The 16,897-nt window shown below is 66.6% G+C and carries 12 protein-coding genes; 2 read left to right on the top strand and 10 right to left on the bottom strand.

Annotated elements, in window-relative coordinates; genetic code table 11:
* The first annotated feature begins 9 nt into the window (after positions 1 to 9).
* Positions 10 to 441: a Ros/MucR family transcriptional regulator gene (locus tag J3R73_RS14595; RefSeq protein WP_307428019.1), complete on the top strand. Its 432-nt coding sequence runs from the start codon at positions 10 to 12 to the stop codon at positions 439 to 441.
* Positions 442 to 593: 152 nt separating this feature from the next.
* Here the strand turns inward: J3R73_RS14595 and J3R73_RS14590 are convergent, their stop codons facing one another.
* From J3R73_RS14590 to J3R73_RS14565, 6 genes are all read right to left on the bottom strand, one after another.
* Positions 594 to 932, bottom strand: a complete 339-nt coding sequence (locus J3R73_RS14590) for a hypothetical protein (protein WP_307428016.1) — start codon at positions 930 to 932, stop codon at positions 594 to 596.
* 305 nt (positions 933 to 1,237) lie between these two features.
* Positions 1,238 to 1,669, bottom strand: coding sequence for a Ros/MucR family transcriptional regulator (locus J3R73_RS14585; protein ID WP_307428013.1), 432 nt, complete (start codon positions 1,667 to 1,669; stop codon positions 1,238 to 1,240).
* A 352-nt stretch (positions 1,670 to 2,021) separates the two neighbouring features.
* Positions 2,022 to 5,132, bottom strand: coding sequence for an efflux RND transporter permease subunit (locus tag J3R73_RS14580; RefSeq protein WP_307428010.1), 3,111 nt, complete (start codon positions 5,130 to 5,132; stop codon positions 2,022 to 2,024).
* The gene (locus J3R73_RS14575) at positions 5,129 to 8,320 is read right to left on the bottom strand and encodes an efflux RND transporter permease subunit (protein ID WP_307428006.1); all 3,192 of its coding nucleotides are present in this window, start codon (positions 8,318 to 8,320) and stop codon (positions 5,129 to 5,131) included. The genes J3R73_RS14580 and J3R73_RS14575 overlap by 4 nt, the downstream gene beginning before the upstream one ends.
* On the bottom strand, positions 8,317 to 9,762 hold the full coding sequence (locus tag J3R73_RS14570) for an efflux RND transporter periplasmic adaptor subunit (RefSeq protein ID WP_307428003.1): 1,446 nt from the start codon (positions 9,760 to 9,762) through the stop codon (positions 8,317 to 8,319). Before J3R73_RS14570 ends, J3R73_RS14575 begins: the two co-directional genes overlap by 4 nt.
* Before the next feature lie 64 nt (positions 9,763 to 9,826).
* A complete protein-coding gene (locus J3R73_RS14565) occupies positions 9,827 to 11,254 on the bottom strand; it encodes an efflux transporter outer membrane subunit (RefSeq protein ID WP_307428000.1) in 1,428 nt (475 codons plus the stop codon).
* Between the two features lie 684 nt (positions 11,255 to 11,938).
* Here J3R73_RS14565 and J3R73_RS14560 point away from each other — a divergent pair.
* The gene (locus tag J3R73_RS14560) at positions 11,939 to 12,973 is read left to right on the top strand and encodes a septal ring lytic transglycosylase RlpA family protein (protein WP_370880086.1); all 1,035 of its coding nucleotides are present in this window, start codon (positions 11,939 to 11,941) and stop codon (positions 12,971 to 12,973) included.
* Positions 12,974 to 13,155: 182 nt separating this feature from the next.
* Here J3R73_RS14560 and sseA read toward each other — a convergent pair whose 3' ends face one another.
* The 4 genes from sseA to zwf form a co-directional block, all read right to left on the bottom strand.
* Complete coding sequence (sseA, locus tag J3R73_RS14555) at positions 13,156 to 14,001, bottom strand: 3-mercaptopyruvate sulfurtransferase (protein WP_307427994.1); 846 nt, start codon at positions 13,999 to 14,001, stop codon at positions 13,156 to 13,158.
* A gap of 75 nt (positions 14,002 to 14,076) precedes the next feature.
* On the bottom strand, positions 14,077 to 14,502 hold the full coding sequence (locus J3R73_RS14550; RefSeq protein ID WP_307427991.1) for a DUF4864 domain-containing protein: 426 nt from the start codon (positions 14,500 to 14,502) through the stop codon (positions 14,077 to 14,079).
* A gap of 136 nt (positions 14,503 to 14,638) precedes the next feature.
* A complete protein-coding gene (pgl, locus tag J3R73_RS14545; protein ID WP_307427987.1) occupies positions 14,639 to 15,364 on the bottom strand; it encodes a 6-phosphogluconolactonase in 726 nt (241 codons plus the stop codon).
* An 11-nt stretch (positions 15,365 to 15,375) separates the two neighbouring features.
* Positions 15,376 to 16,896 carry a glucose-6-phosphate dehydrogenase gene (gene zwf / locus J3R73_RS14540; RefSeq protein WP_307427984.1) on the bottom strand — a complete coding sequence of 507 codons (1,521 nt, stop codon included), beginning with the start codon at positions 16,894 to 16,896 and terminating at the stop codon, positions 15,376 to 15,378.
* Between the last annotated feature and the right edge of the window lies 1 nt (position 16,897).

The raw sequence follows: 16,897 nt of genomic DNA, 5'->3' as shown, positions 1-16,897 counted from the left end.
GAAATTCATATGGATGACAAAATCATCAGCATTGTGGCGGATGTCGTTTCCGCCTATGTATCGAACAACAGCGTGTCGCACGCCGATCTTCCCAAGCTCATAGCCCAAGTGCATATGAGTTTGACAAAGCTGTCTCAGGGCGGCGTGCTCGAAGAGCCTGAGGTCGTGAAGTTGACACCTGCGGTTCCGATCAAAAAATCGGTCACGCCGGACTACATCATCAGTCTTGAAGACGGCAAGAAATTCAAGTCGCTGAAGCGCCATCTGGCGACGTCCTTCAACATGACGCCCGACGAGTACCGGGCGAAATGGGGCCTGGCGGACGATTATCCGATGGTGGCGCCGAACTATGCCAAGGCCCGGTCAGACCTGGCCAAACAGATGGGGCTCGGCCACGCCCGAAAGGTGCCCCGCCCCAGAAAGGCCGCCGGAGTGCGCTGATCGCTTTCCGGTCCGCATCGGCTCTGCTCGCTGTCGTCGCGGGCGCGCTTTCCATGACGTCGGCGCGGCCGGCATGGGGGTTGGGGGAATTCGTCACGTCCGATGCCGGCGGCGCAAGAGGCCGCGGGCCGCGACGGATGTCGGCACGGCGTTCAGTCGCCGCCATAGTCCCCGTTGTCGTAACCGCCGTCCCCGCCGTCGCCATCGTCATAATCGCGGTAGCGCGGCCCGTCATAACGGTCGGGATATCTCGGCCGCGGCGGACTGTAATCGTTGTTGGGATTCTGCTCCGGATGATGACGCAAATAATGACTCAGCTTGCAGCCGCCATGGCTCGTGATCTTATACCCGGGCGGGCAGGGACTGTACTGGATCGGTGACGCCGACATCGCGTCGAGCGCTGCAACCGCCGCCGCCGGTGCTGCCGAGGCGCCTGGTGCGCCGGCGCATCCGATCATCGCCGCAAGACTGAGAAGCATCGTACGTGACATTGCCGCCTCCGGGTTGACCTACGCGCATAAGTAGCGCCCCGGAAGGTGAATGCTGTGTGAATTGATCGCGACTCTCGGTCACGGCGCGAAGGGCCGCTGCCCGGCGGCCTCGTGGCAACGGGCGGGTCCGAAGGGACGAGGTCTCCTGTCGGCGCCTCAGGCGGGCCGGGCGGAGATCGCCGATGGGCGATCGTCCTGTCTCCCTCGCGGGAGCGCACGAAAGATATCCGGCCGCCCCCGGCGAAGCCGCATGCGAGCCTGATCGGCGCAGGGCCGGCCCGCGCCGCGCGCCATCGTTCAGGGCGTTATCGCGCGCTGGCGACCTTCTTGGGCGCCATCCTTCCGCGTCCCTGGCCAAGGCCCATCTGCCTGGCCAGTTCCGACCGGGATTTCGCATAATTCGGCGCCACCATCGGATAATCCGCAGGCAGGCCCCATTTGGCACGGTACTCGTCCGGGGTCATGTTGAAGGCGGTCGCCAGATGGCGCTTCAGCGATTTGAACTTCTTCCCGTCCTCGAGGCTGATGATGTAGTCCGGCGTGACCGACTTTTTGATCGGGACGGCGGGCATCAACTTCACCGGAGCGGGTTCTTCTACCGAACCGCCCTGAGCCAGCCGCGTAAACGCCCGGTGAACCTCCGCGATCAGGCTAGGCAAATCCGCTTGCGCTACGCTGTTGTTGGACACGTAAGCCGAAACGATATCTGCCACAATGCTGATGTGCTCGTTGTCCATTATGAATATCCCTGTTTTTTCTGTGATATTTATTGTGGGCTACTTATATAGTAAGGTTGGTTATTCACGCAAGTTGATCCTTGTAAACAGAGCGATTCTAACCTGGAATTAATGCGACCAGATGGTCAATCGAGTGAAATGCGGAACGCCGCAGGCTTGAACCCAAGCGACGGGCCAGGTTTCCGGGAATGATTTCTTGAAATCGGAAGGTATCGTTCGCCGGCAGCCGCCGTGATTCGGCGGCCACGAATCGTTTCCAGCCGCCAGCCTTGGTTTCTTCCAGCCTTGGTTTCTTCGACGCGGACAGGCGCCCGGCACGAGGAGCGACGCGGGGCGGCGGCGAAAGGGCCGATCAGGAGGGCTCGGCCGCCGGCGGCGTCCCGGCGGATCCCGCCCGATGCGGCTTCACGCTCAGGAACCGGTGCAGGCCGGAGAGCATGAGATAGATCACGGGCGTCGTATACAGGGTCAGGATCTGGCTGACGATGAGGCCGCCGACGATCGTCACCCCGAGCGGGCGGCGCAGTTCGGTGCCGGGGCCGGTCGCCAGGATGAGCGGCAGGGCGCCGAGGATGGCGGCGAGCGTCGTCATCATGATCGGGCGGAAGCGCTTCAGGCAGGCTTCGAAGATCGCATCGCGCGAGGAGAGGCCATGGTCGCGTTCGGCCTCCAGCGCGAAGTCGACGAGCATGATGCCGTTTTTCTTCACGATGCCGATCAGCAGGATCAGGCCGATGAAGGCGACGAGCGTCAGCTCCATATTGGCGAGCTGGAGGGCGATCAGGCCGCCGAGGATGGCGGAGGGGAGGGTGGAGAGGATCGTCAGCGGATGGGCGAGGCTTTCGTAGAGGACGCCCAGAACGATGTAGACCGCCAGGATCGCCGCCAGGATGATGAGCGGCAGGCTGCCGCCGATCTGCGCCGCCTGCCGCGCGTCGCCGGCGAATTCCGCGTGGACCGAGGCCGGCAGATGCATGTCGTCGACGGCTTTCAGGATCGCATCCGACGCGTCCTGGATCTTGGTCCCCGGCGTCAGGTTGTAGGACAGCGTGATCGCCGGATATTGCCCCTGATGGTTGACGGTGAGGGGAGCGAGGCCGCGCTCGACATGGGCGATGGACGACATCGGCACCAGGCCGGAGCGGCCGGGAACATAGAGATCCGTCATGTCCTCGGGATCGCGGCTGCGGTCCGGCGGCGTCACCATCACGACGCGATACTGGTTGCGCTGCGTATAGATCGTGGAGATCTGGCGTTGCGAGAAGGCGTTGTTGAGGGCGCTGTCGATATCGGTGATGGCGACGCCGAGGCGGGCGGCGATGTCGCGGTCGATCACGAGATTGGCCTGCAGGCCGTTGCGCTGGCGGTCCGAATTGACGTCGGTGAGCCCGGGTATGGCCTTCATCCGGTCCATCACCTTGGGCGCCCACTCCACCAGCGTGTCGAGGTCGGGGCTCCACAGCGTGAACTGGTATTGCGACTGCGACTGACGTCCGCCGGCGCGCACGTCCTGCGGCGAGAACATGAAGATGTTGAGCCCGGCGATCGGGCGGACGCGGCGGCGCAGGTCGGCGATCACCGCGTCCGTCGAAGGCCGCTGGTCGGGAGGAACCAGGGAAATGCTGAACTGGCCGCTGTTGGCGCCGCCGAAGTTGTTCTGGCCGATCGAGGAGCCGACGCCGGTGACGTAAGGGTTCTGCTTGATCGCGGCGGCGGCCTGCGCCTGCCAGGCGACGACGGCGTCGTAGGAGGCGTCGCTCGAGGCCTGGCTGAAGCCCTGGATGAAACCGCCGTCATCCTGCGGCACCAGCGCCTTAGGCAGGGAGTAGATCAGATGGACGGTCAGCCAGATGGTGCCCGCCATCACGATCAGCGTGAGGAGGCGATGATGGAGCACGCCGCGCAGCGAACGGCCGTAGAGGCGCACGACCGCGCTGAGCGCACCCTCCACCATGCGGTCGAAGAGGGTCTGGCGGTCGCGCTTCTCGGCATGGCCGCGATGGGCGAGGATCATCGGCGTCAGCGTCAGGGCTATGACGGTCGAGGCGATGACCGCGAACGACATCGTCATCGAGAATTCGAACAGGAACATGCCGGGGATGCCGCCGATGAAGAAGAGCGGCATGAACACGGCGAGCAGCGACAGGCTGATCGAGATGACGGTGAAGCCGATCTGCCGCGCCCCCTCGATCGCCGCCTGCATCGGCGCCATGCCGGCCTCGCGCTTGGCGTAGACGTTCTCCACCATCACGATGGCATCGTCGACCACGAAGCCGACCGAGACCACCAGCGCCATCAGCGAGAGGTTGTCGATGGAGAAGCCCGCGATCCACATCGCGCCGAAGGTGGCGGCGAGGGAGAGGGGCACCGTGACGCCGGCGGCGAGCACGGGCGTCGAGCGGCGCAGGAAGACGAACACCACGAGGATGACGAGGATGATCGAAGCCATCAGCGTCCACTGCATGTCGTCGACGCTGGCCCGGATCGTATTGGTGCGGTCGGTGAGGACGGCGATGTCGATGCCCTGCGGAATGCGGCCCTTGAAGGTCGGCAGCAGGGCCTTGATGGCGTCGACCGTGTCGATCACATTGCCGTTGACGTCCTTGGTGATGGTGAGCAGCACGGCGGGCTTGCCGTTGTAGCTGGCGCTCGAATTGGAATTGCGCACGCCTTCTTCCACCCTGGCGATGTCGCCGAGGCGTACGGCCGTTCCGTTGCCGGCCTTGATGACGATTCTCGCATAGTCCTCCGGCCTCGTCATCTGGCCGCCCGTATCGAGCATCAGGAAGGTGTCGGGGCCGTTGAAGGAGCCGAGCGGGCCGATCGCATTGGCGGCGATGATCGACTGGCGCACCGCGTCCATGGACAGGCCCATCGCGGCGATGCGGACGGGATCGAGAGTGACGCGGATCGCCGGCTGGTCGGCGCCGCTGACCGTGACTTCGCCGACGCCGTCCACCTGCGAGATGCGCTGCACGATCACCGTGTCGGCGGCGTCGAACAGGTCGCTGGCGCTGACGGTATCGGAGGTCATCGCCAGGATGAGGATCGGTATGGCGTTGGGGTTGAACTTGCGCAGGCTCGGCGTCGAGGCGAGGTCGGAAGGCAGGTCCGCGGCCGAGGCGTTGATCGCCGCCTGCACGTCCTGGGCGGCGCTGTCGACGTTGCGCGAGAGGTCGAACTGGATGGTGATGTTGGTGGTGCCGAGCGAGGAGGTCGAGGTGAGCTCCGTCACGCCCGCGATCGAGCCGAGCTGACGCTCCAGCGGAGCCGCGACGCTGACCGCCATCGTCGAGGGATCCGCTCCCGGCCGGCTGGCCGTGACGCGGATGGTCGGCAGGTCGATCGCCGGCAGGCTGGCGACCGGCAGCAGGCGATAGGCGACGAGGCCGATCAGCAGGAGCCCCATCGACAGCAGGATGGTGCCGATGGGCCGGCGGATGAAGGGCTCGGAGATCGTCATCCCTGGGGGGCCGCCTGCGGCCGATGGCGCGTGAGGCGTTCACGCAGGCGCTCGAAGCCGAGATAGATCACCGGCGTCGTGTAGAGCGTCAGCAACTGGCTGAGCAGCAGCCCGCCGATGATGGTGATGCCGAGCGGGATGCGCAGCTCCGAGCCCATGCCGTGGCCGAGCGCCAGCGGCAGCGCGCCGAACAGGGCGGCGAGCGTCGTCATCATGATCGGGCGGAAGCGGAGCGCGCTGGCGGTGACGATCGCCTCGTGCGGGTCCATGCCGTGCTCGCGCTGCGCCTCGATGGCGAAGTCGATCATCATGATGGCGTTCTTCTTCACGATGCCCATCAGCAGCACGATGCCGATGAGCGCGATCAGCGAGAGTTCCTGGCCGGTGAATTCCAGCGCCAGCAAGGCGCCGACGCCTGCCGAGGGCAGCGTGGAGAGGATGGTGATGGGATGGATCGCGCTTTCGTAGAGGACGCCGAGCACGATGTAGATCGTCACCACCGCCGCCAGGATCAGCCAGGGCTGGTTGGCGAGCGAGCTGGAGAATTCGGCCGCGTCGCCGGTGAAGCGGGTGGTGATCGAGGAGGGCATGCCGATGGCGCGCTGGGCCCGGTCGATCGCCGTCACCGCGTCGCTGAGCGACGCGCCCGGGGCGACGTCGAAGCTGACCGTGGCCGAGGGAAACTGGTCGTCGTGCTCCACCACCAGCGGCGCGGTCTGGTAGCTGACGGTGGTGAAGGCGCTGAGCGGCACCTGGTTGTCGGTGGCCCCGGTGTCGAGCACGGGATTGTTGGTGGCCCCGCTCGCGCCGACCGTGCCGGCCTGCGGGTTGCTCGTCGTCGCGACCCCCGAGGCATTGGTCGAACTGGAGACATAGACCCGGTTGAGCACGCTGGGGCCGATCTGGTCTTCGGGCCTGGCCTCCAGGATGACGCGGTACTGGTTCGCCTGTGCGTAGATGGTGGCGATCTGGCGCTGGCCGAAGGCGTCGTTGAGCGTGTTCGAGATGTCCTGCATGGAAACGCCGAGCCGCGAGGCGGTGTCGCGATCGACCTGCACGAACAGGCGGGCGCCGCCGTTCTGAACCTCCGAGGCGACGTCGCGCATCAGGCGGGTATGCTGCAATTCCTCGGCGAGCGTGTCGGCCCAATGGTCGACCTCGGCGGCGTCGGTGCCGGTGAGCGTGTATTGATAGGGCGCGCGTCCCGCCCGGGCGGTGATGCGGATGTCCTGCACGCTCTGATAGGTCACGCTCACGCCGGGCAGGTCCGCGGTCCGGGCCTGCAGCCGCGCGATGATGTCGGTGGCGGCGGCGGCGCGCTGGTTGCGCGGGCGCAGCACCAGCGTCAGCGAGCCGGTGTTGGAGGTCAGGTTGGTGGGGGAGACGCCGACGGTGGAGACCACGGAGGCGACATCGGGGTCCTTGCGGGCGATGTCGGCGACGCGGGCCTGCGCCCTCTTCATGGCGTCGAAGGAGGTCGTCGGCTCGGTCTGCGTCACCGCCGTGATCAGGCCGGTGTCCTGCTGCGGCAGGAAGCCCTTGGGTATGGCGATGTAGAGCCAGATCGTGGTGGCGAGCGTGCCCAGCGTCAGCAGCATCATCAGGAAGCCGTGCCGCAGCACCCATACGAGGCTGGTCCGGTAGCCGTGGATCACGCGATCGAAACCGGTGTCGACCCAGTCGAGCAGGCCCTTGCGCTCGCCATGATTCGCGGTGAGGAGGCGCGCGCACATCATCGGGGTGAGCGTCAGCGAGATCACGGCCGAGACCACGACGGCGATGGTGAGCGTCAGCGCGAATTCGCGGAACATGCGGCCGACGATGCCGGTCATGAACAGGAGAGGGATGAACACCGCGACCAGCGACACGGTCAGCGAGACGATGGTGAAGCCGATTTCCTGGGCGCCCTTCAAGGCCGCCTCGAACGGATTCTGGCCTTCCTCGATATGGCGGACGATATTCTCGATCATCACGATGGCATCGTCGACGACGAAGCCGGCGCCGATCGTGAGCGCCATCAGCGAGAGGTTGTCGAGGCTGAAGCCGCAGAACCACATCACGCCGAAAGCGGCGATCAGCGACAGGGGCAGCGCCACCGCTGCGATGATGGTCGCCCGCACGGTGCGCAGGAAGACGAACACGACGAGGATGACGAGGCCGACGCTCAGTGCCAGCGTCATCTCGACGTCGTCGATCGAGGCCTGGATGGTCTGGGTCCGGTCGTTGACGACCTCGAGCGTGACGTCGGCGGGCAGGCTGCGGCGCAGTTCCGGCAGGGCGGCGAGCACGCTGCGCACGGTCGAGATCACGTTGGCGCCGGGCTGGCGCATGATGTCGATGACCACCGCCGGCTGGCCGTTGTAATAGGCGCCGACGCGGGAGTTCTCCAGGCCCTCGACGACGCTGGCGAGGTCCTTCAGCCGGACGGGGGCGCCGTTCTTATAGGCGACGACGACATTGGCGAAGGCATCCGCCTCGCTGATCTGGTCGTTGGCGGAGATGGTGTAGGACTGCGCCGCGCCGTCGAGAGATCCCTTGGCGCCCGCGACGGTGGAGGAGGTGATGGCGGTGCGGATATCCTCCAGGCCCAGGCCGTAGGCCGCCACGCGGGCGAGGTTCGCCTGCACGCGCAGGGCCGGCCGCACGCCGCCCTGCACGTCGACATGGCCGACGCCGCTTACTTCGGCGAAGCGCTGGGCGAGCAGCGTGTCGGCCATGTCGCTGAGGTTGCGGATGGTCTGGGTCTTCGAACGCAGCGCCAGCGTCACGATGGGCGTGTCGGCCGGATTCACCTTGGCATAAGTGGGCGGGTAGGGCAGCCCCGAGGGCAGCGTCGCCGCCGAAGCGTTGATCGCCGCCTGCACGTCCTGCGCGGCGCCGTCGATGTCCCGGCCGAGGTTGAACTGCAGGGTGATCTGGCTGATGCCGAACGCCGACGACGAGACCATGGTGGCGATGGAGGGGATCTGGCCGAGATTGCGCTCCAAGGGCGCCGTCACCAGCGACGCCATCGTCTCCGGCTCGGCGCCGGGAAGCTGCGTGGTGATCTGGATGGTGGGAAAGTCCACCTGCGGCAGAGGCGCCACAGGCAGCGAGAAATAGCCGATCAGGCCGCCGAGCAGCACGGCCACGCCGAGGAGCGCGGTGGCGATCGGCCGCAGGATGAAGGGGGCGGAAATGCCGTTCATGGTGCCGGCGGCGGGTTGGCCGGCGCGGCGCCGTCCGACGGGGCGTCCGCATCGTTGCGGCGATGGCCCTTGTGGCCGCCTTTCCGGTCGGCCCCATTCGCCGGCGGATTGGCGGCGGGCGCCGTCTGCGGAGCGGTGTCGGAGGTCGTGCCGCCGACGCCGGCATCGACGCCGGCCCCCGCACCGCCGGGGACGGCCGCTCCCGGTGCGGCGATCTGCACGCTGGCGCCGTCGGAGAGACGGGCAAAGCCCGTGGTGATGACATGCTCGCCGACCTTGAGGCCGGTGGCGACGACCGCCTGCTGGTCGTCCTGCTGCTGGATGGTGACGGGGCGCATCTGCGCCTTGCCCTCATCCGACATCACATAGACGAACGTGCCGTTCGGCCCCCGCTGAACGGCGGCCGTGGGTATCACGATCACATCCTTGAGCGTGCGCAGCAGCAGGCGCGCATTGACGAAGGCACCCGGCCACAGCTTTTCGGCCTCGTTGGGAAAGATCGCCTTCAGGCGAATCGTGCCGGTGGTGGAATCGACCTGATTGTCGATCACGTCGAGCTGGCCCGTGTCGATGACCTTGTGGCCGTTGCCGCCGAGCGCGGAGACCGGCAACTGCCCGGCGCCCGCCGCTTTCGAGATCTGCTGCAGGGCCTGCTGCGGCAGGTTGAACACGACGGCGATCGGCTGGACCTGCGTGATGGTGACGATGCCGGTGGTGCTGGAAGCCTGCACGACATTGCCGACATCGACATTGCGGATGCCGGTGCGCCCGTCGATCGGGGCGGTGATGGTGGTATAGGCGAGGGTCGCCTTCGCGCTGGCGATCGCGGCATCGTCCGACTTCACCTGCGCCTCGTTCTGGGCGACGGTGGCGCGCTGGGTGTCCGCGGTCTGCTTGGTCACCGAATTATTGGCGACGAGGCCGATATAGCGCTGGAGGTCGAGTTTCGCGTTGTCGAGCAGGGCCTGGTCCTGCGCCCGCTTCGCGATCGCCTGGTCGAGCGTGGCACGATAGGTCGAATCGTCGATACGGGCGATCACGTCGCCCTTCTTGACGTCCTGGCCTTCCCGGAAGGGCAGATCGATGAGCTGGCCGCCGACCTGCGGCGTGATCGTCACGGTGTTGAGGGCCTTGACCGTCCCGACCCCATCCATGGTGACGGGCACGTCCGCCGTCTTCGCATCGGCGGTCAGCACCGGGATCGGTCCCGCATCGAAACTGCCCCGCCGGCCGCCGCGCTGACGTGCGCCGCCGCTGCCGCCCTGGGCATTGCCCTGCTGGCCTGGCGCACCGCCGGCGGCAGGAGCGCCGTCGGCGGGCGGCAGATAGGCATTCAGCCATTGCGGCGCGTAGCTCTGCCATTTGTCCCGCGTCAGATAGGCCGCACCGCCGGCAACCAGCAGCACCGCCAGGGCGGTGAGGCTTCGCGAGAATTTCGCCATCAGCAATCCAGTCGATTCATCGAAAAAGCTTCAATACCGCCCAACGCGCTACGCATGACGGCGTTCAGTCCGGCGGCGTGAGCGGGGCGGGGGCGGTCCAGCCGCCGCCGAGCGCCTGATGCAGGCTGATCAGCGCCTGAAGGCGGGAGAGCTTGATCTGCGCCAGCGAATCCTGGGCGCTGAAGAGCGTCTGCTCCGTCTGCAGCACCGTCACGAGGTCGACCGTCCCGCCGCGCAATTGCTGCTCGGAAATGTCGTAGGCCTTGCGCGAACTGTCGACGACGTCCTGCTGCAGCGCCTGCTGCCGGGTGAGCAAACGCACCCCCGCCAAGGCGTTCTCGACATCCACGAAGGCCTGCACGACGGCTTTGCGATAGGCCGCGAGCGAGGCGTCCTGCACCCCGTTCGCATGTTCCACCGCGCTGCGCAGCGTGCCGCCGTCGAAGATCGGCTGGGTCAGGCCTGCGGCGGCCGAATAGAAGCCGGCGGCCGGATCGAACAGGCTCTTGAGGGCCGTGCTCTCGACGCCGCCCTGTCCGGTGAGCGAGATCGAGGGAAACTGCGCGGCGTAGGCGGAGAGGGCGCTCTGATGGGAGGAGATCAGCGTCGCCCGGGCCTCGGCGATGTCCGGACGCCGCGTCAGCAACTGCGAGGGCAGCCCCGCGGAAATCCTCGGCGGATGGATGCGCGCCATGCCGCCGCCGCCGATCTTCACCAGAGCGGGCGGCCGCCCGACCAGCAGCGCGATGGAGGACTTGTTCTCCTCGATACTCAATTCCAGCGGCGGAATGCTGGCCTTCTGCTGGGCGAGAAGGCTCTGCTGCTGGGCGACGTCCAACCCGCTGGCCGTGCCTGCTTTGAACTGGTTGTCGATCAGCGTCATGATATGGCTGGCGCTGGCGACGTTGTCGCGGGCGATCGCCAGGCGATCCTGTGCCGCCAGGATGGCGAAATAGGCGTTGGCCACGCTGGCGATCGTCGTCAGTTCCACCGTGTCGCGGTCGAACTGGGTGGCGGCGGCCGCCGATCTGGCGCTTGCCAGGGCCTGGCTGTTCTTGCCCCAGAAATCGAGCTCGTAACTCGCGCTCGCCGAGAGCGAGAAGAGATTCTGCCCGCGGCCGACATGCCCGTCGCTGCCGGCCTGCCGGGATCGCTGCGCCGAGGCGTCGCCATTGATCTGCGGGTAGAGCGCCGCGCCGGCCGAGACAATGTTCGCCCGCGCCTGCTCGATATTGGCGATGGCGGTGGCGATGTCGAGATTGCCGATCCGCGCCTGCTCGATAAGGGCGCTCAATTCCGGCGAACGGAAGCTGCGCCACCAATCCTGGCGCAGCGGCTCGGCCGGCTTGGTGCTGCCGCCTTCGCGATAGCCCGCCGGCACGCTCACGGCGGTGACCAGCGGGCGCACGTCGGCGCATCCGGCGAGCAGCAGCAGGATTGCAGGACCGCCCCAAAGCCGATGATGCCGCCGTCTATCGGAAGGGAGTTGCACTGTCACATCCTGAATCAATCGAACGCCATATCCATCAGGCTTGTGGCAAGCATGTGTTGGCCGGAGGCAAATCATCTACGAAATGGAGCATGCGGGCAACGCCCGAGCCCGAAGTGAATCATGTCATGCCCGTGTTTCCGCCCCATGTGTCGGTAGGTAAAGATTTGTGAACAGCGGTTTCGGCTGTTGGCGGCAGGCTGATCGTCATCTTTCGTTAATGATGCTCTTCTCTTTGATATTTCAACATAAATTCCGATCCGGCAGGGGCTTTCGGCCCCTCGCCCCGTGGCCGGATGCCGCAATCGGGCGCCCTGGGGGTTTCCTTTCTCGCCGTCCTGGTCTATCCGCTATTTACGGTTTGGAAACCTTGCCGCAATTCGGTCACAATATTTGGGCGTTCTTGCGGCCTAAGTTTGATGGTTTCTAAACTTGGTGGAACGGTGAAGGACGGCCGTTCCATCGGAATGTAACAAGCGGGGAAGTGCTTGCACGGGCCCGCCGCGACGTCGGTTCGACGCCATGGCGACCCAGGCATCCGCCTCTCGGCTTTACTGGAAGGAATCTGAGATGGCGGAAAACCTCTCGGCTGTTCAAAATAGTGTCGAGTTGCGTATTTCCGGTACCTCCCCTGTCTCGTGGGCCGATGGCCGTATTGTTGTTCTCGCCCGATTGGCCGTGACCGCCATGGGCTGTGCGGCGCTGGCAAGCTGTGCCAGTAGTCCGGTCTCCTTTCTTCAGCCGCCGATCCGGGCCACCGCCGAGCAGGCATCGGGCCCCGCCGTGGCGATGCCGCCGGTCAGGAGCCGGAACGGCACCAACAAGCCCTATGTCGTCGGCGGAAAGCGTTACGAGCCCCGCGCCGATCCCTCCTATGCCGCTGTCGGCCTCGCCTCCTGGTATGGCGGAGGGTTTCACGGCCGCATGACCGCGGATGGCGAGCGTTTCGACATGATGGGACTGACGGCGGCCCACAAGACGATGCCGCTGCCGAGCTATGCCCGCGTCACCAATATGGACAACGGCATGTCGATCGTGGTTCGCGTCAACGATCGCGGCCCCTATGTGCATGGCCGGCTGATCGACGTCTCCCGCCGGGCCGCCGACCTGCTCCAGTTCAAGGACAATGGCGTCGGCAAGGTGAAGGTCGAATATGTCGGCCGTGCGCCGGAAGAAGCGACCGATACCAGGATGCTGCTGGCAACCTTGCGCACCGACGGCACGCCGGCGCCGACGCCCTCGGGCGCGCCCGGTACCATGTTCGCCGATGCAACGCCGCCGACGCCGCCCCAGCCGGTCCCGGTGCAGGGTGACGATGTGGTGGCGCAGGAGGCGCCCGCGCCGCAGGCTGCCCCCGTGGCGGTACCGCAGCTTGCCTCCGCCGATGGCTCTCAGCTTGTCGCCGAGGCCAAGAGGGTCGCCGCCAAGCCGGAAACCCCGGCCCGCCAGGTCGTCGCCTTCAATCTGGCGAGCCTGCCCTTGCCGCCGGAGCGCCCGACGAGTTCGGACGGTATTCTCGGGGAGACCGCCCGCGCCGGTTCCGTGGGCCAGGCCCATCTCCACCGGCTTCCCGCCTCCAAGCAGGCCTTGCCGGACGGACCCGCCCAAGTCGCGACCGTGGTTGACGGCACGAACGGGTCGTTCGATCCGGCATCCACCGGCGCCCTGCCGACACTGGCGCCGACGCCCGCGATCAACGCCTCGATGGTGCCCGGCCAATAGCCTCGCGGAACTGCGAAACGCGCAGCTCTACCCCTGCAGGAAGGGCGATCGGTGATCGCCCTCTCTCATGCCTGGCGGGTAGATCGGCACGGTTTTTCCCTGTTTCCAGACATCCTTGGGCGGCCTGCCGATAGCGTTGATTCGCAGGACGCCTCGAGCGCCTGAGGTCCGCCTGCTCGGGTTCACTCTCCCGTGGCCACCGGAAGGTCGTGGCGAGAGCCCCATTCGGTCCATGATCCGTCGTAGAGTCCCTCGACCGGCTGCCCCGCGGCGTCGAAGGCCAGCGCCAGGATGGCGGCGGAGACACCGGAGCCGCAACTGGTGATCAGGGGTTTGGTGCGATCGATACCCGCGGCATCCATGGCTTCGAGGATCCTTGCCGCAGAGGCGAGGCGGCCATCCTCGACGATCTCGGTGAAAGGCAGGTTCTTGGACCCCGGCATATGCCCGGCACGCACCCCGGGCCGGGGTTCGGGCGCTTCGCCGCGGAAGCGGTCGGCGGCACGGGCATCGACGATCTCGGCGGAACCCTTCGCGAGGAGCGACTGGATGTCGGCGGCGGTCTTGACCTGCGCGGCGTCGAGCGCGGCGTGAAACACGGCAGTCTTTGCGGCCGGCGGTCCGCTTTCGACCGGCCGCCCTTCCGCGCGCCAGGCCGGAAAGCCGCCGTCGAGGATATAGACGTTTCGGGCGCCGAAGACCCTGAAGGTCCACCAGACGCGCGGCGCCGAGAAAAGGCCCGTACCGTCATAGACCACGATGTCCTGGGCATCGCTGATTCCCATGGCACCTACGACGCGGCCGAACGTCTCCGCATCGGGCAGCATATGCGGAAGGCCGCTGCTGCGGTCCGCGATGGCGTCGATGTCGAAGAACACAGCGCCTGGGATATGGGCGGCCAGATATTCCCGATAGCCGTCGCGCCCGGCGGCGGGCAGGTGCCAGGACCCGTCGACGACCGCGAGGCCGGGGTCGCCCAGCCGCGCGGCCAGCCATTCGGTCGAAACGAGAAAGCGCGACGATGCCATGTCATATCCATCCAGTGAGAGACGCCCACCCGAATGTAGCCATCCGGCATATGTGGCGCCAGCTTCGACGAGGGATCAGGCCGAGATCGCGGCGGTCTTGACCAGGAGGCAGCCCGCGATCTTCCAGGTGCCGTCGTCCTGGCGCACCAGCGTGTAGAGCGCCTCCCAATAGGTGCCGTCCTGGCCCAGGATCTCGACGCCCTGGATGAATTTGCCCTCCGCCGTCCTGAAGCCGTCGAAGCTGTAGCTCTTCGGCCGATAGATCGGCGAGTAGCCGCTGCGCACGCTCGCCATGAAGTCTTCCGGCGTCGGGAAGGCCTGTCTGAGCACCGGCGCGGCGAAGGAATAGGCGGCGGTGCTGTCGTCATGCTCGAAGGCTGCGATCTGCCGGCTGATGATGGTGCGGACCTGCGTCTGGTCCTCGTCGCTCTGCGCATGGGCGCAGAGGGGGGAGGTGAAGGCCAGGCACGCGAGGATACAGGGGCTTGCGGGAATGCGCATGGCGAAATCTCCTTCGCCCGAGCAACGCACGTCGCCCCCACCCGGATCTCGCGCCCCCATCACGCCTGCGTGATCGGCGGCCCTGCCGGGGGCTGCCGCCGATGCGCCGATTCGTATGCGGGCGCCCGGTTCCCCGTCAGCGCGGCATCGCCGCCTCGTCGAGGAACCAGTGGACAGGCCCCGCGCACGCCACCCGGCCCGAGGGCAGATCGGCTCCGGCGAAGACGCGCTCCAGGATCAGGCGCTTGTCGGCGCCGCTGGCGAGAAAGGCGACGGCGCGGCTCGATGCGATGGCGGAGAAGGTCAGCGTCACGCGCGGGACGAAGGGCTCCAGGCCCGGCTCCGACGCCACCGCCCACCGGTCGGTCACCTCGAGCGAGGGCTTGCCGGGAAAGAGCGACGCCGTATGCCCGTCCGAGCCGATGCCGAGCAGCATGACGTCGAACAGCGGGCGGGCCGGATCGGGCAGATCGGCGCGGTAGAAGCGCTTGAGTTCCGCCTCATAGGCGAGAGCGGCGTCCTCCGGCGCCATCGGATCGGCGGCGATGGCGTGGATGTTCGCCGGCGGCACCGGCACATGGTCGAGCAAAGCGTGCCGGGCCATGAGGGCGTTGCGCCGGTCGTCGCCTTCCGGGACGATGCGCTCGTCGCCCCAGAACCAGTGGATGCGGTCGAAGGGCAGGGCAGAGCGCCAGGGGTCGCGCGCCAGCCTTTCATACAGGCGCTTCGGCGTCGAGCCGCCCGACAGGGCGACGGCGATCGGCCCGGGCCGGGCGGCGATCTCGGCGACGAACCAGTCCGCCGCACGGTCGGCCAGCGTTTCCGCGTCGGCCGCAACATCCAGGATTCGTTCCTGATCCATCGACGCCCCCGTCACGAGATCGATCGCCAGGCCCGGCCGTCGCGCTCCAGCAATTCGTCGGCAGCGGCCGGGCCTTCCGAGCCCGCCTCATAGGTCGCCAGACCGGCCTGGCCGGCCGCGGCCCAGGCGTCGAGGAAGGGCTGAACCGCGCTCCAGCCGGCTTCCACGCCGTCGGCACGCTGGAACAGCATGGCATCGCCGATCATGCAGTCATAGATCAGCGTTTCATAGCCCGTGCTGGCGGCAGCCTCGAAATAGTCCTTGTACTTGAAGGCCATGCCGACCGGGGCGAGGTCGACCGAAGGGCCGGGAACCTTGGCGTTGAAGTGCAGGGTGATGCCTTCGTCGGGCTGGATGTCGAGCACCAGCACGTTCTGCGCCATGCCTGAGAGCGCGGTGTCGCGGAACATCGAGATCGGCGCATCCTTGAACTTGATGGCGACCTCGGTCTTGCGCTTGGCGAGCGCCTTGCCGGTGCGCAGATAGAAGGGCACGCCCGCCCAGCGCCAATTGTCGATGCCGAATTTCAGCGCGACATAGGTGGGCGTGGTGCTGTCCGGCTTGACGTCCTGCGCCTCGCGATAAGGGATGACGCCCTCGCCCTTGATCGTGCCAGCGCCATATTGGGCGCGCACGGAATTGGCGATCGCCTCCTCGGGCGTGTAGTGCGTGATGGCGGCGAGCGCCTCGGCCTTTTCGGAGCGCACTGAATTGGCGGAATATTTGGCCGGCGGTTCCATCGCGATCAGCGACAGCAGCTGGCACAGATGATTCGGCACCATGTCGCGCAAGGCGCCGGTGTTGTCGTAGAAGGCGCCGCGGCGTTCGACATTCACCGTCTCCGCCACGCTGATCTGCACGTGCTCGATATGGTCTCTGTTCCAGATCGGCTCGAACAGGCCGTTGGCGAAACGCAGGATCATGATGTTCTGGACCGTCTCCTTGCCCAGATAATGATCCATGCGATAGATCTGGTCTTCGGAGAGCACGCTCAGCAGCTGCCGGTTGAGCGCCTGCGCGGAAGCCAGATCGGTGCCGAACGGCTTTTCGACGATGACCCGCCGCCACGGCCCGCCCGGCTCTTCCTGGGTGAGCCCGACCTCGGCAAGCTGATGGGTGATCGGCGCAAAGCCGGTGGGGGGCGTCGCCAGGTAGAACAGGCGGTTGCCGCCGGTGTTGCGCGCCTCTTCTATCTTCGCCAGGTGATCGGCCAGGTCCCGGAAGCTTTCCGGCTTGTCCGGCTGAGCCACCACGCTGCTGACGCAGCTGAAGAGCTTGTCGGCCACGGCCTGTTCGACCGGGCGCGTGGCGAACTGCTTGAGGCCGTCGACGAGCATCTGCCTGAACTCGCCGTCCTCCGTCGGCCGGCGCATGACGCCGACGATGGCGAAGTTCTCCGGAAGCAGGCCGGTGGCCGCGAGATTGTAGAGCGCCGGCACGAGCAGGCGCTTCGTCAGATCGCCGTTCGCGCCGAAGACGACGAAGCAGCACGGCCCGGCAGGGCCGCCCTTGTTGATCTTGTAGGCGTTCATG

Origin of the sequence: Labrys monachus, from assembly GCF_030814655.1 — a bacterium.
Taxonomy (GTDB): Bacteria; Pseudomonadota; Alphaproteobacteria; order Rhizobiales; family Labraceae; genus Labrys; species Labrys monacha.
This window is presented reverse-complemented; position numbering and strand designations above follow the sequence as displayed.